Source organism: Pseudomonas sp. ASL9 (assembly GCF_056680335.1).
Map to the genome: position 1 here is coordinate 1,175,807 of NZ_CM155277.1, position 22,890 is coordinate 1,198,696.

The following is a 22,890-nucleotide window of genomic DNA, read 5'->3' on the forward strand; positions in this document are numbered from 1 at the left end:
TTATTATGCCGCCACATCCTGCTTCTGGCTGCCATTGTGAAACAATTCATCGACTTCATCCCGCTGCTCCTGTTTTTCATCGTCTTCAAGATCGACCCCCGCGCCGTCGACATTCTGGACCACAGCTTCATGGTAGGCGGAATTTTCAGCGCTACCGCGATGTTGATCATCAGCTCAGTCGTGGTCTACGGCATTTTGTTCATCACCCAGCGCAAACTGGAAAAAAGCCAATGGCTGACCCTGATTGCCTGCCTGGTGTTCGGCAGCCTGACCTTGGCCTTCCACAGCGAAGCCGTCCTTAAATGGAAGGCACCGGTGGTCAACTGGCTGTTTGCCCTGGCCTTTGCAGGCAGTCACTTCATCGGTGATCGCCTGTTGATCAAACGCATCATGGGCCACGCATTGACCCTGCCGCAGCCGATCTGGACCCGACTGAACATCGCCTGGATCATTTTCTTCCTGTTCTGCGGTGCGGCTAATCTGTATGTAGCCTTCACCTATCAAGCGTTCTGGGTGGATTTCAAAGTCTTCGGCAGCCTGGGCATGACCCTGCTGTTTCTGGTGGGCCAAGGGGTATTCCTTGCCCGCCACATGCACGACGCTGACCCTTCCACTCCCAAAACCAAGGACTGACCATGCTCTACGCAATTATTGCTACAGACGTCGCCAATTCGCTGGAAAAACGCCTGGCCGCGCGGCCTGAACACCTGGCGCGCCTCGTCGAGCTCAAGGATCAAGGTCGAATCGTGTTGGCAGGTCCTAACCCGGCCATCGACAGCAACGACCCCGGTGCCGCCGGCTTCACTGGCAGCCTGATCGTCGCCGAGTTTGAATCCCTGAGCGCTGCACAGGCCTGGGCCGACGCCGATCCATTTGTCGAAGCCGGCGTTTACGCCAGCGTGCTGGTCAAGCCGTTCAGGCAAACATTGCCGTAACACGCGCCTGCAAGCGCCGTGTTCAATCATGGCGCTTGCCGATGATCCTTTTCGCCTGTTCACTATTCTCGATAACCTGCCGACAACCTGCTGAACACTCAATAAAAATCTAGGAGTTCAGATGCGTTCAGGTCCGTTGTGTCTGCTGTTGGCGATGTTGACCGTTGGGGCCAGTACCCAAGCTGAAGAGTTATCCGCTCCCGGCAACTCCAAGTCTCCATCCGTGAGTGCTGACAGCCAGATTGGCGAGTTGCAGCAGCGCCTCAAAGAGAGCGAGCGTCAGCGCGAAGAACTGAGCAAAAACATACAGAGTGTCGACACCAGCAACGATAGCCCGCAACTAAGTCGCCTGCGGCTAGAGAACCAACGCCTGAAGTTGCAACTCAAAGAAGCGCAGGCCGTCTTGCCTCAGCGCTTTTTGACGGATCAGCAACAATGGTTCGTCGCAGGTGGTGGAGTTGCGTTGATCGCCCTTCTCTGCGGTATCTTTGCCAGTGGCTGGCGTAGACAGCGTCGGCAGTGGCTAAATTGAGTGAGTCATGAGCGAGCTGTTATTAATAGATGATGATCAGGAGCTCTGCGAGCTTCTGAGCAGTTGGCTAAGCCAGGAAGGTTTTCAGGTACGAGCTTGCCACGATGGCAACAGCGCCCGACGTGCGCTCGCACAATCGCCTCCTGCCGCAGTGGTACTGGATGTGATGCTGCCCGATGGCAGTGGCCTGGAACTGCTCAAGCAACTGCGCACCGATCACCCGGACCTGCCCGTGCTGATGCTGTCTGCACGGGGTGAACCGCTGGACCGAATCCTCGGCCTGGAGCTGGGCGCCGACGATTACCTGGCAAAGCCCTGCGACCCGAGGGAGTTGACCGCACGCTTGCGTGCGGTTCTTCGCCGTAGCCATCCCCCGGCGGTGTCCAGCCAGCTCGAATTGGGTGATCTTTGCTTCAGCCCAGTGCGTGGCGTGGTGATTATCAACGAACGTGAGTTCACGCTGACCATCTCGGAAAGCCGCCTGCTCGAGGCCCTCCTGCGCCAACCCGGTGAACCGCTGGACAAGCAGGATCTGGCACAACTGGCACTGGGTCGTAAATTGACGCTCTATGACCGCAGCCTGGACATGCACATCAGCAACTTGCGCAAGAAGATCGGCCCTCATGCCGACGGCCGTCCACGGATCCTAGCCCTGCGTAGCCGCGGCTATTACTACAGTGTTTGAGGGCCTGCTTCTGTCAGTTTCAGGCCAGAGGCTCTTTACTCAAGCTTTACCCAGGGTTGACCGCCGTTGACCTTGACCTCCCTACACTGGCCTCAACCGGCAACGCGCCGAATTCGAGACAAGGAGATACACCATGCGTAAGACTTTAATCGCCCTGATGTTCGCTGCTGCGCTCCCTGCTATCGCGATGGCTGCCCCGCCAGAAGGCGGCACGGGTCACGACGGCCCTGGCATGCACGGCCGTAGCCCGTACAGCCAACTGAACCTGACCCCGGACCAGCGCCAACAGATCGGCCGGATCATGTTTGAGCAAAAACGTAGCCGCGAGGAGACCACCCAGCGCTACCTGCAAATGCTCCCGCCAGCAACCCAGAAGAGCTTGCAGGATGAGCTGATGGCCAAACATGAAAAAGCTCAGAGCGACGTCCGCGCCCTGCTCAAACCTGACCAGCAGAAACAGTTCGACGTGATCCAGCAAAAAGAGGCCCAACGTCGCGCCGAGCATGCAGAGTTCCAGGCCTGGAAAGCCCAGAAGGATCAGAAAACCCAATAACGTCAAGCCGACCCCTTACCCGCCCGATACGCTGATGTGTGTCGGGCTTTTATCGTTTGAGGTACTCACGTGCGTTCATTGTTCTGGCGAATTCTGGCCAGTTTCTGGTTAGCCATCGCCCTGGTCGCGGGCCTGTCGATTTTGCTCGGGCATATGCTCAACCAGGACGCATGGATTCTCAGTCGCCATCCAGGCTTGGCCAATCTGGCGCAGAACTGGACTGAACTGTACGAAAATCAGGGTGAAGAGGCCGCTCAAGAATTCCTGCAACAGAGTAAACGACGCTATCACGTTGACGTCCAGGTGCTCAACGAAAGCGGCGAGCCCTTGGTGCGCGGCACGTTTCCGCCCCGCGCAGCGGCGTTTGAAGCACGCCAACACAACGACTCCCGCCAATTGCCGTGGCGTCGTCTGACCACCGAGTACACCAGCCCTAAAACGGCCGAAACCTATTTGCTGATCTACCGAATTCCACACCCGGAGCTGGACGCCTGGCATCGCGAAAGCCTGCTTTGGCCTCTCAGTGCCCTGGGTATTGCCTTGGTGGTGCTGACGTTGTTCAGTCTGCTGGTGACGCTGTCCATCACCCGCCCGCTCAGCCGCCTGCGCAGTGCCGTACATGATCTGGGGCAAACCACCTATCAACAAAACAGCCTGGCCCAACTGGCCAACCGCCGTGACGAGTTCGGCGTGCTGGCCACCGACTTCAACCGCATGGGTGCGCGCCTGCAAAGCCTGATTAGCAGCCAGCGTCAGTTACTGCGCGATGTGTCCCACGAGCTGCGCTCGCCGCTGACCCGGCTGCGCATCGCGTTGGCGCTGGCTGAGCGTGCCGAACCTGCTGAACGCGAGAAGCTGTGGCCGCGCCTGGCCCGTGAATGTGATCGACTGGAAGCATTGATCAGCGAGATTCTCGTGCTGGCACGCCTGGACGCTGACTTTGGCGGCGCCGAAACCGTGGATCTGGACGCGATGCTGCACCATTTGCAAAGTGATGCCCTGCTCAACGCCCCAGAGCAACACGTGCAGGTCCAGGTGCACGACGATATTGATCTCAAAGGCTGGCCAGACATGCTTGATCGGGCGCTGGATAATCTGTTGCGCAATGCCCTGCGCTTCAACCCGACAGGGCAAGCAATCGACTTGCAGGCACAGCGCGAGGGTGAGCGACTGCTCATCCGCGTACGTGACCATGGCCCCGGCGTGGCGCCGGAACATCTGCCTCAGCTAGGCGAGCCCTTTTTCCGCGCTCCTGGCCAGACTTCACCGGGCCATGGCTTGGGGCTGGCTATCGCCAAGCGGGCAGCCGAACGGCACGGCGGCTACCTGACCCTGGCCAACCATCCACAAGGCGGGTTCGTGGCGACGCTGGACTTACCGTTGGACCCCGTTATCGCAAGCGTCTGAAAGGATGCGAAGAACTCAACGCGGTGTATCAGCCCTGCCACTCACTGACAAAATCAGCCGTGTCCAGCTTAGGTGCGGTGCGCGGTGGGTGTTGTGGGGTGCCCAGGTAAAGAAAAGCGATGACCTCCTCACCCTCGGTCAATCCAAAACCTTTGGCGACCTGTGCCGAATACGACAACTCACCCGTACGCCACACCGCTCCGATGCCCTGCGCGAACGCCGCGAGCAATACCGCGTGGGCGGCGCAACCGGCACTGATCCGCTGCTCTTGCCTGGGTACTTTGGCGTGGTCCTGCAACTTGGCGATTACTACCACAACCAACGGCGCACGCATTGGCCCCTGTCGCGCCTTGTCCACCGCTTGTGGTGTCGCCTCGGCATCGCTTTGTTGCAACGCTTGCACCAGTAACTCGCCCATCTGCTCGCGCGCGTTACCTTCGACTGTCAGGAAGCGATAAGGCCGCAACTGACCGTGGTCGGGCGCACGCAGGGCCGCGCCGAACAAAATTTCCCGTTGCGCCGCGTCCGGTGCCGGGTCGATCAACCGCGGTACCGATACGCGATTGAGCAAAGCGTCAAGCGCCTCCATCGGACTGTCTCCTCTTAAAAATGATCGGGCATTCTAGGGTGTGTTTACCGTTAATAACGAGCGCGCCGAGCATTTAATTACACTCAACGCTTACACCTTGTAACAAAAGCGTGTCGGCTTACATCCCCTGAAGCGCAGGTAGAATGGCGCCTTTCCACTTCTCAAGTCAGAACCACTGCATGGCGTTGCCGACCCTTCGCATCATCGGTTTCATTATCGGCATCTTTCTGATCACCCTGGCTATCGCCATGGTCGTTCCCATGCTGACACTGGTGATCTTCGACCACACCCGTGATATCCGGTCTTTTCTCTGGGCGAGCCTGATTACGTTCCTTGCCGGCATGGCACTGGTCATCCCGGGGCGTCCCGAGCATATTCATCTGCGCCCTCGGGACATGTACCTGCTGACCGTTTCCAGTTGGGTCGTCGTCTGCATCTTCGCTGCGCTGCCGTTTTTGCTGTCCCAGCACATGAGCTATACCGATTCGTTTTTCGAGAGCATGTCGGGAATCACCGCCACCGGTTCCACCGTAATGAGTGGCCTGGACACTATGTCACCGGGGATTCTGATCTGGCGCTCACTGCTGCACTGGCTCGGCGGTATCGGTTTTATCGGCATGGCGGTGGCGATCCTGCCGCTGCTGCGCATCGGTGGTATGCGCCTGTTCCAGACTGAGTCTTCCGATCGCTCAGAGAAAGTCATGCCGCGCTCACACATGGTGGCCAAGTATATCCTGCTGACCTATGTCGGCATCACGACCCTCGGCAGCCTGGCCTTCTGGGCGGCGGGCATGAGCCTGTTCGATGCGATCAACCATGCCATGTCAGCGATCTCCACCGGCGGTTTCTCCACCTCCGATCAATCACTGGCGAAATGGCAACAACCCGCCGTGCATTGGGTCGCAATTGTGGTGATGATCCTCGGCAGCTTGCCCTTCGCCCTGTACGTGGCCACCCTGCGCGGCAACCGACGGGCACTGTTCAAGGACGAACAAGTACGCGGACTGCTCGGTCTGCTGCTGGTGACCTGGCTGGTGCTTGGCACCTGGTATTGGGCGACCACCAGCATGCATTGGCTGGACGCCTTACGTCATGTGGCGCTGAACGTGACGTCGGTCATGACCACCACCGGGTTCGCCCTGGGCGATTACAGCCTGTGGGGCAACTTCGCGCTGATGCTGTTTTTCTATCTGGGCTTCGTGGGCGGTTGTTCGGGATCGACGGCGGGCGGGATCAAGATTTTCCGCTTTCAGGTCGCTTACATCCTGCTCAGGGCTAACCTCAATCAACTGATCCACCCCCGTGCGGTGATCAAGCAGAAGTACAACGGTCACCGGCTCGACGAAGAAATTGTCCGCTCGATCCTGACCTTTTCGTTCTTCTTCGCAATCACCATTTGCGTGATTGCATTGCTCCTGTCGCTGTTGGGCGTGGACTGGATGACCGCGCTGACCGGTGCGGCAAGTACGGTCTCCGGCGTCGGTCCGGGGCTGGGTGAAACCATTGGCCCGGCGGGCAACTTCGCCGGGCTGCCGGATGCGGCCAAATGGATTCTGTCGCTGGGCATGCTGCTTGGCCGACTGGAAATCATCACGGTGCTGGTGCTCTGCGTTCCAGCCTTCTGGCGGCACTGAGATCACATCCGTGTGCGGTATTCACCCGGCGTTTCATCGAACCAACGACGGAAGGCGCGGAAGAAATTGCTAGGGTCGGCAAACCCCAACAGGTAGGCGATTTCCAGCAAGGTCATCTGCGGCTGTGCCAGGTATTGCTCGGCCAGCTCACGGCGGGTGACGTCGAGCAAGGTCTGAAAACTGGTGCCCTCCTCCTGCAAACGTCGCTGCAACGTGCGCTGTGACAGGTGCAGGGTTTGCGCAACCCTCTCACGCTTGGGCTCGCCTTGAGGCAGTAACCGGCACAGCACCTGACGGGCCTGATGGGTGACGCGACTTTCCGAGAAGCGCGCCAGGTATTCCCCGGCAAAACGATCATGCAACTGCGCCATGGCTTCATTGGCCGTCGGCAGCGGCGCCTCCATATCAGCCCGGTCGAACACCAGGGCATCATAGGGCGCGTTGAACGTCATTGGCGCATGAAAAGCTTTTTTATAGGGTTCCAGATCCTTGGGCTGGTCGCCCTGAATCAGTACCTGGCGCGGCTGCAACGTCCTGCCGGTCAACCAGCAGCAGAAGGTCAAGGCCGAGGCCAGTGATGCTTCGGCACTTTGCCGTGTCGGTGGCAGATGGTCGCCATGCACTGTCAGGATCAGCGCATAACCTTCGGGCAGCAGGCGAAAACTCAAGTCGGCGCTTTCGGCGATGATCCGTTGATAACGCACCATCCGAATGAAACCCTCTTTAAGGGTTTGACTGGACATCAGCGCGTAGCCCGCAACGCTGAACGACGCCGGACGCACGACCTTGGCCATGTTCAAACCGATCGCTGGATTGCCTGAAATCTCTACCGCACGCTGCCATAACCGCGTCATGGAGTCCTGAGGAAAGCGCGCATCGGGATTGTCCAGATCGGCATAATCAAGCCCAAGCTCCTTGAAGAGCGAACGGCAATCGAGGCCATCCAGTTCCAATGACTTGACGATCCCCATCGCCCAACTTGCAGAAGTCGTTCTTTCGCTCATGGCGGTTTCTTAATCAGGATAAGCCGCGTCCGGCAGCTACTCGACCAAGGATACTAAACTGGCGCCTAATGTCACTGGCCGGATTGATCAGCCACTTTACACTCAGGCCTTAACACAAGAACCGGAGGTACACGTCGTGGCAACCCTAAAGTCATTCACACGCTTCGCGGACTTCTACCCCTACTACCTGTCGGAGCACGGCAACAGCACCTGTCGCCGATTGCATTTCATCGGCACCAGCCTGGTGATTTTTATAGCGGCCTTCGCGGTAGGCAGTGCCCGTTGGCAATTGTTATGGGCCGTCCCCATTGCGGGTTACGCCTTTGCCTGGGTCGGGCATTTCTTTTTCGAAAAGAATCGCCCCGCCACGTTCAAGCATCCGTTTTATAGCCTGCTGGGCGACTTCGTCATGTACCGCGATATGTTAGTGGGCAAAGTACCGTTCTAGAAAGTACCGTTCTAAACAGCCTGCCTCTCCGGAAGCTGAAGCTGAACCTCGCGCAGGTGAGCATCGGCCAGTCGGAACAGCTCGATCGAGCCATCTAAATGCTCAATCAGCGCCGTACAGGATTCGACCCAATCGCCGCAATTAAGGTAGTCGACCTCGCCCACCTTGCGGATTTCAGCATGGTGGATGTGTCCGCAAACCACCCCGTCAAAACCACGTTTCACGCACTCGTGAGCAATCGCTTCTTCGAAGTCACTGATGAAGCTGACCGCCTTTTTGACCTTGTGCTTGAGGTACGCAGACAGCGACCAATAGCCGTAGCCGTAACGCGCCCGCCAGTGGTTTAGCCAGCGATTAAGGGTCAAGGTGAACTCGTAGGCCGAATCGCCAAGAAAGGCCAGCCAGCGGTGATAGCGAGTAATCACATCGAACTGATCGCCATGTATCACCAGCAGACGCCGGCCGTCAGCCGTCACGTGCTCAGCCTCGTCCACCAACTGGATATTGCCCAAAATCAATGTGGAGTAACGCCGCAGGAATTCGTCGTGGTTGCCGGTCACATAAATCACTTCAGTGCCGCGCTTGCTCATGGTCAATAGACGGCGGATCACATTGGTGTGCGCCTGGGGCCAATACATGCCGCTGCGCAGTCTCCAGCCATCGATGATATCGCCGACCAGATACACCTTGTCAGCGTGATACCGCTTGAGAAAGCTCGATAGATGTTCAGCCTGGCAATCACGGGTCCCCAGGTGTACATCTGAAATCCACAGCGTTCTCACACGTTGCTTACGGCTGGGTTTAGCAAGCTGAGCACTGCTCATGGCAACCTCCGGCAGGGTTTTAGCGAGCTTGCCCGGCGTGGGTGAATCGGACATGACACTGACGTGGCGATTAGGTGACAAATAACGCAAGCTCCGCGACAGACAACGACCAGACAAGCACTCTACACGTCGCGAACTTTCCCATGCACTGTGAAGCCTGACTGATAAGGACTGCAATGAATCACCGTTCCGCCCTTGGTGCCCTGCATATTGGTGCCCTGATGTTTGGCCTGACCGGCGTGTTCGGAAAACTGGCCGCTGCGTCACCGTCGATCATCGTGTTTGGCCGCGCAGCCTTTGCAGTCATCGCCCTGGCCTTTTTCGCCCGGTTCGCCAGCAACACCGCCTGGCAATCGCTACGCGGCAGTGATTGGCGCCGGCTGGTGTTGGGTGGGTTGCTGCTGGCTGGGCATTGGGTGAGCTTTTTTATCTCAGTGAAAGTCGCCGGTGTGGCCATTGCGACGCTAGGCTTTGCCAGCTTCCCGGCCTTTACCGTGATCCTCGAAGGGCTGATTTTCCGCGAGCGAATTCGCGGTAATGAAATCATCCTGGTGCTGCTGGTCAGCGTCGGCCTGGTGTTGGTCACCCCTGATTTCGACCTCGCCAGCCAGGCCACCCTCGGCCTGCTGTGGGCCGTGCTGTCCGGTTTACTGTTCTCGCTATTGTCACTGACCAACCGCGCCAGCTCCGGGCGAATCCCGGCGGTGCAGGCGGCGCTGTGTCAGAACCTGGTGGTCGCGGCGTGTCTGTTGCCCGCAGCGGCGCCGGGGCTGAGCAGCGTCGCGCCCCTCGATTGGTTGTGGATCGGTCTGCTCGGGGTGTTTTGCACGGGCGTAGCGCACAGTTTGTTCGTGGCCAGCCTGGCGGTGATCAAGGCGCGCACTGCAGCGATGGTGTTTGCCCTTGAGCCGGTATACGGCATCACGTTCGCCTGGGTGCTGTTCGCCGAGCAGCCCACGATGCGGATGTTATTGGGCGGCGCACTGATCATCGTTGCCATCGTGGTCTCGAGTCGGCTGGGAGCCAAAGCAATCAAACACAAAGCCCCCGCTGCTTCAGCGCACTGAAGGCTTACGCCTGCGGATGATCGTTATGCCCGAGGTCGCGCTGCGGGTCGATCTGGTCACGCACCCGCTGCTTGAGTACCTTGGCTTCCGGGAAGCCGCCATCGGCCTTGCGTTCCCAGATCTGCACACCGTTGCACGTGATTCGAAACGCCCCACCGGTCGCAGGCTCCAGCGAAACCTTGCCCAGATCGTCGGAAAACGTGCTGAGCAACTCTTGAGCGAGCCACGCGGCCCGCAGAAGCCATTGGCATTGGGTGCAATAGGTGATGACGATTTCAGGTTTGGCGGCAGACATATCCGGACTTATCCTCCTCAAGGGTTGGCGATGAAAAGGCGCTTTGTCTGAATGCGGGGCAGACACTTTAATAACCGGCGGATTGATCCCACGCGCAGCATGGGATCAATCCGTCAGAAGCGATCATTCAATCAGCTGATTTCCGCCAATAAATCCCGAGCAGTCTGCTGGTGGTCCTTGTCAGCGTCGTTGATCACGTCCAGCAGCAGCTCACGTGCACCACCCAGATCACCGTCATCAATCAGTACCTGAGCCTGGTTGATTTTACTCTGGGGCTCATCGGTCAGGTCGAGCAAATCGAAGTCCGGCGAATCGTCCATGAAACCGTCAAGAAACGCATCATCCAGCGTATCGCTGCTGGCGTGGGCAATCGGCTCAGACTCTGAGAAATCGCTGAGGAACTGCTCATCAGGCATCTCGAAAACTTCCGGCAACTGCGTGAGGTTGGAAGAGAAATTCACCTCCTCCTTCGCTGCGGGTTGCGGCGTTTTTTTGCTGCGTGTGGCCGGCGCGGTTTCAAACGGATCGACCAGGTCCCACGCGGCGTCCATCGATAAATCTTCCAGGTTCAAATGGAATTCGTCAGCAGGCTGCGAGCTAGAGGGAGAGTCGGCAGGCACATTGACGACCGCTTTCGGCAACTCTGGCTTTGGCTCTGCTTCTGGTGATACCTGGGGTACGTCCACTGGCGCAGGCGTTGCGATCAACTGGGGATGCTGGGCACGTATTTCCTGCAACTTATCCGCACTGACACCCTGTTCAAGCAACGTTTGCTCCTCACGGGCGAAACCGTCGGCGTCGCCCTGATGGGCCAGCAACTCAAGAATCTTCAGGCGCAGATCGGTGCGTTGCGGCTGTTTTTCCAGCGCGCCGCGCAAAATGCCCAGTGCTTCACCGATCCGGCCGTAGGCGATATAGATGCTCGCACCGTCCAGCGCATCGGTAGCTGCACCGCCCTGCCGCTGGGTACTCGGCGCAGGGATGGCAACCACTGGCGCTATTGGCGCGGTGACCACAGAACGTTGTTCAACCAAGGGCAGCGCAGCCGCAGCCGAAGGTCTCGGCGCGGGGGTGTCGTAGACATTTTGCGCTGGCAGAGCGATTTTCAGCCGCTTACGTCGTACTGAATACGCCAGTGCCAGCAACAACAGCAGCACCAGCACCGCCCCCAACAACATCACGTAGCTGGACACTCCCTCCTCGGTCGTCGGCGGTGTCGACACCACCGGTAACGCAACTGCCGGGACGATTGGCACTGCCGCTTTGGTTGTGGATAACTTGAGCTCGGACAGCGCGGTTTGTAGCTCGACCACCTGCTTGTCTTTACCCAGAACCTGCTGTTCAAGGCCTTGCAGCTGCCCTTTCAGATCGACAACGGTTTTGACCAGTTGCTGATTTTCAATAACGGTGACGGCCAGTTGTTCAGCGTTTTTCTGGGAGTCACTCGGGGGTGCCTCAACCGCACTTACCGACGAAGGTGTTGGCGTCGCTTGAGAGGCCGCAGCGACCGCAGGTATCTGCATCGAATGCGGCAGCACTGCGGTGTCAGGCAGCAGCAGGCTCTGTCCAACTTTCAACCGCGAGCCACTACCATTTGGAAACGATTGGGGATTGAGCGCTTGAATACCTTGGGCCAGTTCACTGGCCGAGGTTTTACTGCCCGGCCCTTGCAGACGTCTGGCAATCGCCCCCAGGTTGTCGCCGCTGGCGATCGTGTAGCGATTACCCTGCACCGCTTGCGGCGGTGCGACGGGCATGCGTGACTCAACAACGCCCCGCGCCTTGGATTCAGCCCTCCTGGAGCGTGACGCAGCTGCGCCTATCGCCGAATCTGGCGGATCGAGCAACACGGTGTAAGCGTGCTCCACATCGCCATTAGGACGAGCCAAGCGCACCAAAAAACTCAGATAAGGCTCAGTGACCGGCTTTCTCGACACCACATGCACCACGCCATGATTGCCATGGATGATGGGGGTAAAGCGCAGGTCATTTAAAAAGAACAGGCGATCAATACCGGCACGGCTAAACGCTTCCGGCGAAGCAAGGCTTGCCAGAACGTCATCCGCACTCAGCCCAGCGGTTTCCACCAGCTCAATATCGGCATCGAACGGCTGATCCAATGCCGAATGCAGCGTGATATCTCCCAGACCCAACGCTGGAGCCAGTGCCGAGTAAAACAATGATGCTACGGCTGCAGCCGCACACCATTGACGAACGAGCTGCCGCAGGGGGCGATCGGCCCGCACTAACGCGGCCTGAGAACTCTTCAGCATGAAAATCCTTATAAAAACCAAAGTAGCTTCTCAGCACAGACAATATTTGCTTACAGATAACGCAAGTACGGGGGCAAATCTAGCGCTATATTCGCGCGCGTTCAATAATACTCAATCTTATAAACATCGCCTGGGTAGCCGAACGTCGCCTTCTCAGGATTTCTCCAGGTTCGCCAGAATCCGGGCGTGAACCCGCATGCAGACTCTCAGTTCCTCCTCATCAATGCCGATGAACAGTTCATGACGCAATGCGTTAGCGATTGTCTCGATTTTATCGATCAGCGGCTGCGCCGTTGTACTTAGAACGATTTTTTTCGCCCGCCGATCCTCGACCACCGCCTGGCGCCGAACCAGACCCTGAGCTTCCAGGCTATCGAGCAAACGCGCAAGGGTCGGCCCTTCAACACCCACACTCTGCGCCAACTCGCGTTGCGTCGGCGCTTCCTCGAAGCGAGCCAGGTGCAGCAATACCAGCCAGCGCGCCTGTGACAGGCCCAGGTCCGCAAGACGCCGGTCCAGCTCGGCTCGCCAACCACGGGACATGTGCGCCAATTGCATACCGAAGCGGTGTTGATCAGTTAAAGGCATAGAAAACTCATGATTAAAGGCTTGTACTAATTATTAGCCAGCTAACCATGGCACCCGCACAGAGGCAAGTGTCACACACTGTAACCAATCGTCGCAGGGGAGTACAAAACCCTAGGAAAATCAAACTTCAAATTCAGATTGCAGCGCCGCACGCACACAATACAGCACACCTTCTGGCACCCGACCGGTGAACTGTCCGGCCACCGCTGCGACCGCAGGCAATTCCCCTTCGCCGTCAAGGAACGCATCCTGAATCTCGCTGAGCAGGTCTTCAGGCAAATCCAGCGCTTGCTCCAGTGATAGCTGCTGCTTGCCAATGGCTTCTGCGAGCATCGTGTAGACGTTTTTTTCCGTGCACTGTAACTGACCGGCGATCTGCACCGGCGTCATACCCGCGCGGGCCAGGCTGATCAATTCGTGACGCAGGTCCGCCACAACCCTTGGGGCCTCGGCCGTACCACTGAGCACCTCCAGGAAGGCCTCACCATAACGCTCCAGTTTGCGCGCACCGACCCCACTGACCTGGGCCATTTCCGGCAACGAGCCGGGCTTGCTGCGCAGCATCTCGAGCAAGGTCGAATCGGGAAAGATGACATAAGGTGGCACCCCATGCTCTTCGGCCAATTTACGCCGCAGGGCGCGCAAGGCCTCCCACTGTTCACGCTCTTCACCACGGACCAATTGGCTGGCCGGGCTGCCCGAACTGCTTTTCGAGGTGGTTTGCGGTTTCAAATCGCGGCGCAGTTCGAGGGTGACTTCGCCACGCAGGAGGGGCCGGCAAGTGTCGCTCAAGCGCAAGCCGCCGTAGCCTTCCAGATCGATATCGGCCAGGCCACGTGCGACCAACTGGCGGAACAGCGAGCGCCATTCGCCTTCGGCACGCGCCTTGCCAACGCCGAAAACGGCCAGATGTTGATGACCAAAACCCTTCACTTTGTCGTTGTCGCGCCCTAACAGCACATCCACCAGATGGCCGACGCCATAGCGCTGGCCGGTGCGATAGATGGCCGACAACGCCTGACGCGCAGGCTCGGTCGCGTCCCAGGTCTGCACGCCATCGACGCAGTTGTCGCAATGGCCGCACGGGTTGGGCATGTCTTCGTCGAAATAGGCCAGCAACGTCTGCCGACGGCAACGGGTTTCTTCGCAAAGCGACAACATGGCGTCGAGTTTGTGTTGTTCAAGGCGCTTGTGTCGCTCGTCGCCTTCGGAACTTTGCAACATCTTCTTGAGCATCAGCACGTCTTGCAGGCCGTAGGCCATCCAGGCATCGGCAGGCAAACCATCACGGCCGGAACGACCGGTCTCCTGGTAGTACGCCTCCAGGGATTTTGGCAAGTCCAAATGGGCGACGAACCGCACGTTGGATTTGTCGATGCCCATGCCGAAGGCGATGGTCGCGACCATGATCAGGCCTTCCTCATTGAGGAAGCGCTTCTGGTTGAAGGCACGGACTTCGTTGGGCAGCCCGGCATGGTACGACAAGGCCGGGTAGCCGCTTTCACACAGGAACGCGGCGACTTCATCGACCTTTTTACGTGACAGGCAATAGACAATGCCCGCGTCGCTGCGTCGCTCTGAAAGGAAGGCCAGGAGCTGTTTGCGCGGCTGCTCCTTGGGCACGATGCGATAAAAAATATTGGGCCGGTCGAAACTGGAGAGGAAACGCTCGGCGTTCTGCAAATGCAGGCGCTCGACGATCTCTTCACGGGTACGTTTATCGGCTGTTGCGGTCAGGGCGATCCGTGGCACGTCGGGGAACAACTCGGCGAGTTGCCCCAGTTTCAAGTACTCAGGACGGAAATCGTGCCCCCACTGAGATACGCAGTGCGCTTCGTCGATGGCAAACAAGGCGATTTTCAGGCTCTGCAGGAAGGCCAGCATCCGTGGCTGAACCAAACGCTCGGGCGCCAGATAAAGCATTTTGATCTCGCCCAGACGAATCCGGTTCGCCAGATCACGCTGCTGCTCTGCGCTCAGTGTGGAGTTCAGGGCGGCCGCCGATACACCCAGTTCTTCCAGGGTTGCAACCTGATCGTCCATCAAGGCAATCAGTGGGGAAACCACCACTGCCAAGCCTTCACGCAACAGGCCAGGCACCTGAAAACACAAGGATTTTCCGCCACCGGTGGGCATCAACACCAAGGCATCGCCGCCATTGGCGACACGCTCAATAATGGCACCCTGGCGACCACGGAAACTGTCGTAACCAAAGATGTCTTTAAGTAAGCGTTGAGCCTGTTCGAGCATAAAAACCCCAAAATAGTGCAGAAGCAACCCTGCTACAGCCTGTTGCAAGCGCTACTGGCATCGCAAAGCGCGGCATTATACCCGACGGTTTCCAGGCAAAGCACAAAGGCGATACCGGCGGTCGATATAAACGCCATAACAGCTTCCAAGAGCCGCTGTACTGGCGCGCAGGCCGTACACAGCCTAGAATTCAGCATCGTTTATTCCCAAGGTAGCCTGTCAATGTCCTTCGCTGAGCAACTACACCGCCTGCAAGCCTTCCTCGACGCCGACGAGCTGCATGACGAAGCGCTGGACTATGTGGCCGCCCATGGCTACCTGACCGCGCTGTCGATCTGTGCCGAAACGGTCCCTGAGCGTGAGTGGATCGATACGCTGTTCTCTGAGCCGCCGCATTACACCAATGATGCTCAGCGCGAAGAAATCGAAGCCACGCTGATCCAGCTGCAGGCGCACATCGCCCGCCAACTGGCTTCTGATGAAGAGTTCGAGTTGCCATGCGATCTCGACCTCGGTGACGAGCCGGATGACTCCGATCTGCGCGGCTGGTGCATCGGCTTCATGGAAGGCGTGTTCCTGCGCGAAAACGCATGGTTCGAAAGTGCCGAAGACGAAGTCAGCGAAATGCTCCTGCCGATCATGGTCGGTTCGGGTCTGTTCGATGAGCAGCCGGAATTTGCCGACATCGCTCAGGATGCCAACCTGATGGACGACATGATTGTGCAGATCCCTGAAGCACTGACCGCGCTGTACCTGCTTTTGCAGGCGCCGGACGAGAAACCAGCGATTCTCAAGCCTCGCCATCACTGAGTCCGCGCCTATGGCGCAAGACTCGACGCGCACAAGCAAACACTGGCTTGTGCGCGGCGTATTGCAAGGCATTGGCTGGCTGAGTGTGGCGTTGGAGTGATCTATATCCTGCGGCAAAAAAACCTGCACACACCTTAACCAAGTCCATTTGCGTTGGCTGTAATGGCCCCTTCGCAGGCAAGCCTGCTCCCACAATTTCAGCAATGGACCGAAAGTCACACGTACTCAGTGGGAGCGAATTCATTCGCGAAGACAATCTATCCGCCAGCGTTCTATTTGAACGCTTCAAACAACCCCGTCGCCCCCATCCCGCCGCCCACGCACATGGTCACAATGCCGTAGCGCAGGTTGCGTCGTTGCAGTTCGCGGACCAGATGGCCGACCTGGCGCGAGCCGGTCATGCCGAACGGGTGGCCGATGGAGATCGAACCGCCGCTGAGATTGTACTTGGCGTTGTCGATTTCCAGGCGGTCGCGGGCATACAGGCACTGCGACGCGAAAGCTTCATTGAGCTCCCAGAGGTCGATGTCGGCGACTTGCAGGCCCTTGGCCTTAAGCAGTTTTGGCACCGAAAAGACCGGTCCAATTCCCATCTCGTCCGGCTCGCACCCGGCCACCGTGAAACCACGGAAATACGCCCGAGGCTTGAGTCCCAGCTCCAATGCTTTTTCCAGGCTTATGACCAGCGTCATCGAGGCACCATCGGACAGCTGCGACGAGTTGCCTGCAGTCACCGAACCGTCTTCGGCAAATACCGGCTTCAGGCCCGCCAGGCTTTCCAGCGTGGTGTCCGGACGATTGCAGTCGTCACGATCAACGATGCCTTCAACCAGTCTTACCGCACCGGTATTTTTGTCCTCGACGCGATAGGTAACAGCCATTGGCACGATTTCATCGTCGAACAGCCCGGCAGCCTGGGCCGCGGCAGTGCGTTGCTGACTTTGCAAGGCGTAGAGGTCTTGTTGCTCGCGGCTGACATGGTAGCGGCGCGCGACGATTTCAGCGGTCTGCCCCATGGGGAAGTAGATCCCCGGCACCTGTTCCTTGAGCAACGGATTGATCAGGTTGTCGGTGTTGATGCTTTTCATGGTCAGGCTGATGGATTCGACCCCCCCCGCAACAATGATCTCGCTGCAACCGGAGGCAATCTGGTTGGCAGCGATTGCAATGGCCTGCAAGCCGGATGAGCAGTAGCGGTTGAGGGTCATCCCAGCGACCTGGATGCCCAGTTGCGACAGCACCGCCACATTGCGCCCGATGTTGTAGCCCTGCGCACCTTCGTTGGAGCCCGCACCGACGATGCAGTCTTCGACCAGCGCCGGGTCCAGGCCATTGCGCGTCAGCAACGCATTGACGCAATGGGCCGCCATGTCATCGGGACGGGTCTGGTTGAACTTGCCCCGAAACGACTTGGCCAGCCCTGTCCGCACGCTATCGACAATCACCACTTCACGCATGGCACACCTCCGCTCTTATTGTTGATGAGAAGGCATCAAGCATAGGGCCAGACAATCCGTGTCCGCGATGATCATTCACTGGCTGTATGGAAAATCATCGGCTCATTTAGAATGTTTGTCCTTTGCAAAAGCCGCTTCCAGCGCGACGTTGATTGTGCGCAACACCTTCACCCGCGCCCAGCGTTTGTCGTTGGCCTCAACCAGGGTCCACGGGGCAATTTCAGTACTGGTGCGATCGACCATGTCACCCACGGCCTCGCGATAATCTGGCCATTTCTGACGATTGCGCCAGTCGTCCTCGGTGATTTTAAAGCGCTTGAAGGGGATTTTTTCCCGCGCTTCGAAACGCTCCAATTGGGTGTGCTCATCAATGGCCAACCAGAACTTCACCACGACTGCACCGGCATCGGTCAACTGCTCTTCGAAATCGTTGATTTCGCTGTAAGCCCGCAGCCAATCTCCCGGGCTGCAAAAACCCTCAACCCGCTCCACCAGCACCCGGCCATACCAGGAGCGATCGAACACGGTGAACTTGCCACGCGCCGGAATATGCCGCCAAAAACGCCAGAGATAAGGCTGTGCACGCTCTTCCTCGGTCGGCGCGGCAATCGGCACAATGCTGTACTGCCGGGGGTCCAGCGCCGCAGCGACCCGACGGATGGCGCCGCCTTTGCCTGCCGCATCGTTGCCTTCGAACACGGCGACCAGCGAGTGCCTTTGCATGCGTTTATCGCGCATATTGCCCGCCAGGCGCGCCTGCTCGGTAATCAGTTGTTCTTCGTAATCTTCTTTTTCCAGATGCTGAGTCATGTCGAGACTGTTCAGCAAGCTGAGGTCATCAATGTTGGCCGGCAGTGGGCCCACGGTCAGTGGACCTTGAGCGGGCCGGTGATTGGCCAAGGCGACCTGCAGCCCTTCGAGCAACAGCCGCCCGGTGGTCAGGCTGCGGTAATGCGGGTCCACACCTTCGATGACATGCCAAGGGGCATAATCACGGCTGGTACGGCGCAGCACGCGCTCACCGTAGCGGACAAATTTGTCGTAGGTTTTCGATTGCTGCCAATCCAGCGGGCTGATGCGCCAGCTGTGCAAGGGGTCATCCTCAAGCGATTTCAGTCGAGCCTTCATCTGTTTTTTGGACAGATGAAACCAGAACTTGAGAATCAGTGTGCCCTCATCACAGAGCATTTTTTCCAGACGTTCAGCGCTATTGATTGCCTGATCGAGCACCGCTTCCTTGAACTCACCGTTGACCCGGCCCTGAATCATCTGGCTGTACCAATTGCCGAAGAAAATCCCCATGCGCCCATTCGCCGGCAACTGCCGCCAATAACGCCACGCCGGTGGCCGGGCCAGCTCTTCATCGGTTTGTTGATCAAAGGTACGCACTTCGATCAGTCGTGGGTCCATCCACTCATTGAGCAGCTTGATCGTCTCGCCCTTGCCCGCGCCTTCGATACCGTTGATCAATACGATCACCGAAAAACGCGACTGCTGCTTGATTTCGAATTGCGCGTCAAGCAAAGCCTCGCGCAGCGCTGGCACCTCGGCGTCATAGGTTTCTTTGTCGATGGCGTGACCGATTTCGGCAGATTCGAACATGCACAGCTCCCCTTCAAGATCGTCAAGACTAACGGATCGTATGAATCAATGCTGGTTAAGACAGTCATTCGTTGCTATGGGTCAATTGAAGAAGCTTCAGGGCGCCCTTCTGCCCCTGTGTAGCCTCGCGGGTTCGATGATTGCGTTAATATCTCGCACTCCTGCCGCTGTCGAGCCGACCATGACCCTCACATCCCACGCCCAGATAGATTGGGACGAACAGGGCAATCCCCATTCGCGGACATTCTCGGATATCTATTTCTCCACCCAATCCGGTCTGGACGAAACACGTCATGTCTTTCTGAAACAGAATGATCTGACAAACCGGTTTGCGGCTCTGGCGGCAGACGGGCGCATGGTCGTCGGTGAAACCGGCTTCGGCACCGGCTTGAATTTTCTCTGCACCTGGCAGCTGTTTGCCGAACATGCTGTCGCCGGTGCACGCCTGCATTTCGTCAGCGTCGAGAAGTTTCCACTGAGCCGCAGCGACCTGCAACGCGCCCTCGCCTTGTGGCCGGAGCTGGCCACCTGTGCAGGGCAACTGCTCGATCAGTACATCGCCGTGCATGAAGGCTTTCAGCGACTAGTGTTCGACGGCGGTCGCGTGACCTTGACCCTGATGATCGGCGATGCCCTGGAGATGTTGCCGCAACTGGATGGGCAGATTGATGCGTGGTTCCTCGACGGCTTTGCACCCGCGAAAAATCCGGAAATGTGGACACCTGAACTGTTCGCCGAACTGGCGCGGCTGGCGGCACCGGGTTCGACCATCAGCACCTTTACCAGTACTGGATGGGTACGTCGCGCACTGAATGCGGCCGGCTTCAAAATGCGCCGCACGCCGGGTATCGGCCATAAATGGGAGGTTCTGCGCGGAGCGTTTGTCGGCTGGCCTGAAGACATGCCCAAGCCTGCGGCAGTCAAACCCTGGTTTGCCCGTCCGGCACCGATCACGACCCAGCGCAAGGCGTTGGTGATCGGCGCTGGCCTCGCCGGTTGCGCAACCGCTGCCAGCCTCGCGGCTCGGGGTTGGCAGGTTAGCCTACTAGAGCGCCACGGTGATCTGGCGCAGGAAGCCTCGGGCAACCCGCAAGGGGTGCTGTACTTGAAGCTCTCCGCCCATGGCACGGCATTGTCACAGCTGATACTGAGCGGTTTTGGGTACACTCGACGCCATCTGGAGTACCTGCAACGTGGCGCCGACTGGGACAGCTGCGGCGTGTTGCAACTGGCCTTCAATAACAAGGAGGCCGAGCGTCAGGCCCAATTGGCGCAGGCCTTTTCTCCTGAGCTGCTGCAGGTTCTGGACCAGCCAACCGCTGAAGTCAAAGCAGGTGTCGCACTGACGTGCGGTGGTTTGTTTTTCCCCGAGGGCGGTTGGGTGCATCCGCCAGCGCTGTGTCAGTTTCAGGCGACACATCCCAATATTCGACTGTTGACTCATCACGATGTGCTGACGCTAAACCGCAGCGGCGAACAGTGGCAGGCCTGGGATGGCGAGCGACTGCTCGACGAAGCACCGGTGGTGATATTGGCGGGTGCGGCCGAGGTCAAGCGCTTCCCGGCCAGCGCTGAATTACCCCTCAAACGCATTCGCGGGCAAATCACCAAGCTCGCCCAGACCCCGGCGAGCGAAGCCTTGAGCACCGTGGTCTGCGCCGAAGGTTATGTGGCCCCCGCCCGGTTGGGCGAACACACGCTAGGGGCCAGTTTCGATTTCAAAAGCGATGACCTGACGCAGACCACTGCCGAGCACCAGAGCAATCTCGACCTTTTGCAGGAAATATCTGAAGACTTGCTCAAGCGGCTGGGCGCAGACGCCTTAGAGCCTGAGTACCTACAAGGCCGGGCGGCGTTCCGTTGCACCAGCCCGGACTATTTGCCTATCGTCGGCCCGTTGGCGGATAAACAGGGATTTCTGGAGGCCTACGCGGCACTGGGCAAAGACGCCCGACAGGTGCCGGATATCGCCTGCCCTTGGCTCGACGGCCTGTACGTCAACAGCGGCCATGGCTCACGCGGGTTGATTACGGCACCGCTGTCCGGTGAATTACTTGCGGCCTGGCTGGACAACGAACCCTTCCCATTGCCCCGCAGCATTACCGAAGCCTGCCACCCCAATCGGTTTGTGTTGCGGGCATTGATTCGAGGAAAAGTGTGATCTGCGGGATCTTCGGCGCTTGGTAGACCCACTTCGCGAATAAATTCACTCCTATCAACAAACCTATAACTAATTGGAAAATAAAGAATAAGTGTTATTAAATTTCCAGCAAAACACTGACCCCCTGTAGGAGTTGCCGGAGGCTGTGATCGGCTGCGTAGCAGTCGTAAACTCTGGATTGCTGAAGGTCGTGCCGACCTTTTCGCAGCCTTCGGCAGCTCCTACAGGGACCCAGTTTGCTGCGCGACAGCGCAGCGTCGAAGACGGGGCGGGGCGGGGCATCTTATCAAACTGTTTTTTAATCTTTTAAAAACAATGTGTTGGCGCTGATCTTGATGTGTATATCCGGCATTTTGGTGTGCTGGAATTACGGTTTCGCTCTTACAGCGAGGAACCTTTTTCAGACGCCGGAATACCGGACCACAAAAAGGTCCCGCCAAAAGGCTTGCCCCTCCATACGGATCCTCGCTTAGGCTCGGATTTCCCTCGCTCCGGCGTTGCTCCGGGGGTCGCCGCAAGGGGCCGTCCCTGGCCCCGTGCGGCTTACTCGGCATCCTGCCTCGTTACCCCCTGCGCAACACCTGCGCTCGGCCTCCTGGAAAAGGGGCCTAGCCGTAATTCGATACTCAATTCACACAAAATCCCAAAGGCAGATCAAAATTTCTAATGAAATGGTTACCCCCGCCTACCCAGTGGAACGCCCACTAAGCTTTCACTGGGTATTTAACGGAGATCATTTCCATGAACCACGCAGCGATTGTCAGCATTGATCTGGGAAAACAGAGCTTTCATGTAGTTGCTCACGATAACCAAGGGCGCGAGCTTCAACGCAGAAAGCTCAGCCGCGCAACCTATCCCAAATACTTTGCCAATCTTCCACCGTGCACTGTCGCGATGGAAGCGTGCGGTGGGGCTCACTTCATGGCTCGGGAGATGATCAAATTCGGGCATGAACCCAAGCTGATTGCACCGCACCATGTGCACCCCTATGTCAAAAGCAACAAAAATGACTTCGCTGATGCTGAAGGCATTTGCGACGCCGCCAGCCGGGGCAGCATGCGATTTGTCGCACCCAAGTCTGAAGCGCAGCAAGCTTTGGCCCTGCTCAATATCGTGCGCGACTCGTTACAAGGATCGCACCGCCACCGTCAACCGCATCCACGCCGCGCTTCTGGAAGTCGGTATCGGTTTGACTCCCAGTTTCAAAGCCATCAGGGAATTGCCGGTATTACTCGAAACCTGCGACTTCTCTGGGCTAATCAAAACGTTGCTAATGGACCTGCATAGCCACTTCACTTACCTGGACCAAAAGGTCAAGGCGATGGACCATCAAGTCGAACGCCAAGCCGCTGACGATGATCTGGCCCGCCGGTTAATGACGATTCCGTGCGTCGGCCCGATCACCGCCACCGTCGTGGCTGCAGAGTTGGGCGACGGTCATCAGTTCAAATGTGGGCGTGACTATGCCGCCTCGATAGGGCTTGTACCCAAGCAACACAGCACCGGCGGCAAGCAGGTATTGCTGGGGATCAGCAAGCGCGGTGATAGAAATCAAAGGCGTCTATTTGTCCAGGGTGCTCGAGTCTATTTGATAACGCTGGATCGACGGACGGGCCCACTGGCGGACTGGGTCCGCCAGTTGCTGAGCCGAAGCCATCCAAACAAGGTGGTTTGCGCCTTGGCCAACAAACTGGCACGTATCGCCTGGGCAATAGCCGCACACCACACTGAGTTCGATGCAGGGCCAAGCGCTATGGCCGCCTGACCCTGCTGTCA

The 22,890-nt window shown here is 58.1% G+C and carries 20 protein-coding genes and 1 pseudogene; 12 read left to right on the forward strand and 9 right to left on the reverse strand.

Translation table 11 applies throughout. The features are described from left to right. Positions 1–36 precede the first annotated feature (36 nt). The 6 genes from AC1ME2_RS05495 to AC1ME2_RS05520 all read left to right on the forward strand — a co-directional run bounded on the left by AC1ME2_RS05495 (position 37) and on the right by AC1ME2_RS05520 (position 4,112). Positions 37–633: a septation protein A gene (locus AC1ME2_RS05495; protein ID WP_480439788.1), complete on the forward strand. Its 597-nt coding sequence runs from the start codon at positions 37–39 to the stop codon at positions 631–633. A gap of 2 nt (positions 634–635) precedes the next feature. Beyond that, entirely contained in the window at positions 636–935 is a 300-nt protein-coding gene (locus AC1ME2_RS05500; protein ID WP_480439789.1) for a YciI family protein, read from the forward strand. Positions 936–1,056: 121 nt separating this feature from the next. Further along, entirely contained in the window at positions 1,057–1,467 is a 411-nt protein-coding gene (locus tag AC1ME2_RS05505; RefSeq protein WP_480439790.1) for an SH3 domain-containing protein, read from the forward strand. 7 nt (positions 1,468–1,474) lie between these two features. Further along, positions 1,475–2,152 carry a response regulator transcription factor gene (locus AC1ME2_RS05510; RefSeq protein WP_480439791.1) on the forward strand — a complete coding sequence of 226 codons (678 nt, stop codon included), beginning with the start codon at positions 1,475–1,477 and terminating at the stop codon, positions 2,150–2,152. Between the two features lie 133 nt (positions 2,153–2,285). Then, positions 2,286–2,705, forward strand: coding sequence for a Spy/CpxP family protein refolding chaperone (locus tag AC1ME2_RS05515; RefSeq protein ID WP_480439792.1), 420 nt, complete (start codon positions 2,286–2,288; stop codon positions 2,703–2,705). A 69-nt stretch (positions 2,706–2,774) separates the two neighbouring features. Next, positions 2,775–4,112, forward strand: a complete 1,338-nt coding sequence (locus AC1ME2_RS05520) for a sensor histidine kinase (protein WP_480439793.1) — start codon at positions 2,775–2,777, stop codon at positions 4,110–4,112. A 28-nt stretch (positions 4,113–4,140) separates the two neighbouring features. Here the strand turns inward: AC1ME2_RS05520 and AC1ME2_RS05525 are convergent, their stop codons facing one another. Continuing rightward, complete coding sequence (locus tag AC1ME2_RS05525; protein WP_480439794.1) at positions 4,141–4,701, reverse strand: NAD(P)H nitroreductase; 561 nt, start codon at positions 4,699–4,701, stop codon at positions 4,141–4,143. A 179-nt stretch (positions 4,702–4,880) separates the two neighbouring features. Here AC1ME2_RS05525 and AC1ME2_RS05530 point away from each other — a divergent pair, with 179 nt between their 5' ends. Next, the gene (locus tag AC1ME2_RS05530) at positions 4,881–6,335 is read left to right on the forward strand and encodes a TrkH family potassium uptake protein (RefSeq protein ID WP_480439795.1); all 1,455 of its coding nucleotides are present in this window, start codon (positions 4,881–4,883) and stop codon (positions 6,333–6,335) included. 2 nt (positions 6,336–6,337) lie between these two features. Here AC1ME2_RS05530 and AC1ME2_RS05535 read toward each other — a convergent pair whose 3' ends face one another. Continuing rightward, positions 6,338–7,339, reverse strand: a complete 1,002-nt coding sequence (locus tag AC1ME2_RS05535; protein WP_480439796.1) for an AraC family transcriptional regulator — start codon at positions 7,337–7,339, stop codon at positions 6,338–6,340. Between the two features lie 136 nt (positions 7,340–7,475). Between AC1ME2_RS05535 and AC1ME2_RS05540 the strand changes: the two genes are divergently transcribed. Continuing rightward, positions 7,476–7,787, forward strand: coding sequence for an Mpo1-like protein (locus tag AC1ME2_RS05540; RefSeq protein ID WP_480439797.1), 312 nt, complete (start codon positions 7,476–7,478; stop codon positions 7,785–7,787). A gap of 11 nt (positions 7,788–7,798) precedes the next feature. Here AC1ME2_RS05540 and AC1ME2_RS05545 read toward each other — a convergent pair whose 3' ends face one another. Further along, positions 7,799–8,611, reverse strand: a complete 813-nt coding sequence (locus tag AC1ME2_RS05545; RefSeq protein ID WP_480442016.1) for a UDP-2,3-diacylglucosamine diphosphatase — start codon at positions 8,609–8,611, stop codon at positions 7,799–7,801. 176 nt (positions 8,612–8,787) lie between these two features. Between AC1ME2_RS05545 and AC1ME2_RS05550 the strand changes: the two genes are divergently transcribed. Then, complete coding sequence (locus AC1ME2_RS05550; protein ID WP_480439798.1) at positions 8,788–9,678, forward strand: DMT family transporter; 891 nt, start codon at positions 8,788–8,790, stop codon at positions 9,676–9,678. Between the two features lie 4 nt (positions 9,679–9,682). Here AC1ME2_RS05550 and AC1ME2_RS05555 read toward each other — a convergent pair whose 3' ends face one another. From AC1ME2_RS05555 to recQ, 4 genes are all read right to left on the reverse strand, one after another. Further along, complete coding sequence (locus AC1ME2_RS05555; protein ID WP_480439799.1) at positions 9,683–9,973, reverse strand: Rdx family protein; 291 nt, start codon at positions 9,971–9,973, stop codon at positions 9,683–9,685. A gap of 131 nt (positions 9,974–10,104) precedes the next feature. Then, positions 10,105–12,246: a motility hub landmark protein FimV gene (locus AC1ME2_RS05560; RefSeq protein WP_480439800.1), complete on the reverse strand. Its 2,142-nt coding sequence runs from the start codon at positions 12,244–12,246 to the stop codon at positions 10,105–10,107. 153 nt (positions 12,247–12,399) lie between these two features. Further along, the gene (locus AC1ME2_RS05565) at positions 12,400–12,834 is read right to left on the reverse strand and encodes a MarR family transcriptional regulator (protein ID WP_480439801.1); all 435 of its coding nucleotides are present in this window, start codon (positions 12,832–12,834) and stop codon (positions 12,400–12,402) included. Between the two features lie 120 nt (positions 12,835–12,954). Further along, positions 12,955–15,084: a DNA helicase RecQ gene (recQ, locus tag AC1ME2_RS05570; RefSeq protein WP_480439802.1), complete on the reverse strand. Its 2,130-nt coding sequence runs from the start codon at positions 15,082–15,084 to the stop codon at positions 12,955–12,957. A 222-nt stretch (positions 15,085–15,306) separates the two neighbouring features. Here recQ and AC1ME2_RS05575 point away from each other — a divergent pair, with 222 nt between their 5' ends. Beyond that, positions 15,307–15,894 carry a UPF0149 family protein gene (locus tag AC1ME2_RS05575; RefSeq protein ID WP_480439803.1) on the forward strand — a complete coding sequence of 196 codons (588 nt, stop codon included), beginning with the start codon at positions 15,307–15,309 and terminating at the stop codon, positions 15,892–15,894. A 272-nt stretch (positions 15,895–16,166) separates the two neighbouring features. Here AC1ME2_RS05575 and AC1ME2_RS05580 read toward each other — a convergent pair whose 3' ends face one another. Both AC1ME2_RS05580 and pap read right to left on the reverse strand, forming a co-directional pair. Continuing rightward, complete coding sequence (locus AC1ME2_RS05580) at positions 16,167–17,351, reverse strand: thiolase family protein (RefSeq protein WP_480439804.1); 1,185 nt, start codon at positions 17,349–17,351, stop codon at positions 16,167–16,169. 102 nt (positions 17,352–17,453) lie between these two features. Continuing rightward, the gene (gene pap / locus AC1ME2_RS05585; protein WP_480439805.1) at positions 17,454–18,953 is read right to left on the reverse strand and encodes a polyphosphate:AMP phosphotransferase; all 1,500 of its coding nucleotides are present in this window, start codon (positions 18,951–18,953) and stop codon (positions 17,454–17,456) included. A 181-nt stretch (positions 18,954–19,134) separates the two neighbouring features. Between pap and mnmC the strand changes: the two genes are divergently transcribed. Next, a complete protein-coding gene (gene mnmC, locus AC1ME2_RS05590; protein WP_480439806.1) occupies positions 19,135–21,114 on the forward strand; it encodes a bifunctional tRNA (5-methylaminomethyl-2-thiouridine)(34)-methyltransferase MnmC2/FAD-dependent 5-carboxymethylaminomethyl-2-thiouridine(34) oxidoreductase MnmC1 in 1,980 nt (659 codons plus the stop codon). A 741-nt stretch (positions 21,115–21,855) separates the two neighbouring features. Beyond that, a pseudogene (locus AC1ME2_RS05595) lies at positions 21,856–22,879 on the forward strand (IS110 family RNA-guided transposase). The last annotated feature ends 11 nt before the right edge of the window (positions 22,880–22,890 follow it).

Bases quoted from the DNA above. Each gene is read 5' to 3' on its own strand.
- pap (WP_480439805.1), bottom strand. From the start codon at position 18,953: ATGTTCGAATCTGCCGAAATCGGTCACGCCATCGACAAAGAAACCTAT.
- AC1ME2_RS05525 (WP_480439794.1), bottom strand. From the start codon at position 4,701: ATGGAGGCGCTTGACGCTTTGCTCAATCGCGTATCGGTACCGCGGTTG.
- AC1ME2_RS05535 (WP_480439796.1), bottom strand. From the start codon at position 7,339: ATGAGCGAAAGAACGACTTCTGCAAGTTGGGCGATGGGGATCGTCAAG.
- AC1ME2_RS05565 (WP_480439801.1), bottom strand. From the start codon at position 12,834: ATGCCTTTAACTGATCAACACCGCTTCGGTATGCAATTGGCGCACATG.
- AC1ME2_RS05500 (WP_480439789.1), top strand. From the start codon at position 636: ATGCTCTACGCAATTATTGCTACAGACGTCGCCAATTCGCTGGAAAAA.
- AC1ME2_RS05580 (WP_480439804.1), bottom strand. From the start codon at position 17,351: ATGCGTGAAGTGGTGATTGTCGATAGCGTGCGGACAGGGCTGGCCAAG.
- AC1ME2_RS05545 (WP_480442016.1), bottom strand. From the start codon at position 8,611: ATGAGCAGTGCTCAGCTTGCTAAACCCAGCCGTAAGCAACGTGTGAGA.
- AC1ME2_RS05515 (WP_480439792.1), top strand. From the start codon at position 2,286: ATGCGTAAGACTTTAATCGCCCTGATGTTCGCTGCTGCGCTCCCTGCT.
- AC1ME2_RS05530 (WP_480439795.1), top strand. From the start codon at position 4,881: ATGGCGTTGCCGACCCTTCGCATCATCGGTTTCATTATCGGCATCTTT.
- mnmC (WP_480439806.1), top strand. From the start codon at position 19,135: ATGACCCTCACATCCCACGCCCAGATAGATTGGGACGAACAGGGCAAT.
- AC1ME2_RS05510 (WP_480439791.1), top strand. From the start codon at position 1,475: ATGAGCGAGCTGTTATTAATAGATGATGATCAGGAGCTCTGCGAGCTT.
- AC1ME2_RS05575 (WP_480439803.1), top strand. From the start codon at position 15,307: ATGTCCTTCGCTGAGCAACTACACCGCCTGCAAGCCTTCCTCGACGCC.
- recQ (WP_480439802.1), bottom strand. From the start codon at position 15,084: ATGCTCGAACAGGCTCAACGCTTACTTAAAGACATCTTTGGTTACGAC.
- AC1ME2_RS05560 (WP_480439800.1), bottom strand. From the start codon at position 12,246: ATGCTGAAGAGTTCTCAGGCCGCGTTAGTGCGGGCCGATCGCCCCCTG.
- AC1ME2_RS05555 (WP_480439799.1), bottom strand. From the start codon at position 9,973: ATGTCTGCCGCCAAACCTGAAATCGTCATCACCTATTGCACCCAATGC.
- AC1ME2_RS05505 (WP_480439790.1), top strand. From the start codon at position 1,057: ATGCGTTCAGGTCCGTTGTGTCTGCTGTTGGCGATGTTGACCGTTGGG.
- AC1ME2_RS05550 (WP_480439798.1), top strand. From the start codon at position 8,788: ATGAATCACCGTTCCGCCCTTGGTGCCCTGCATATTGGTGCCCTGATG.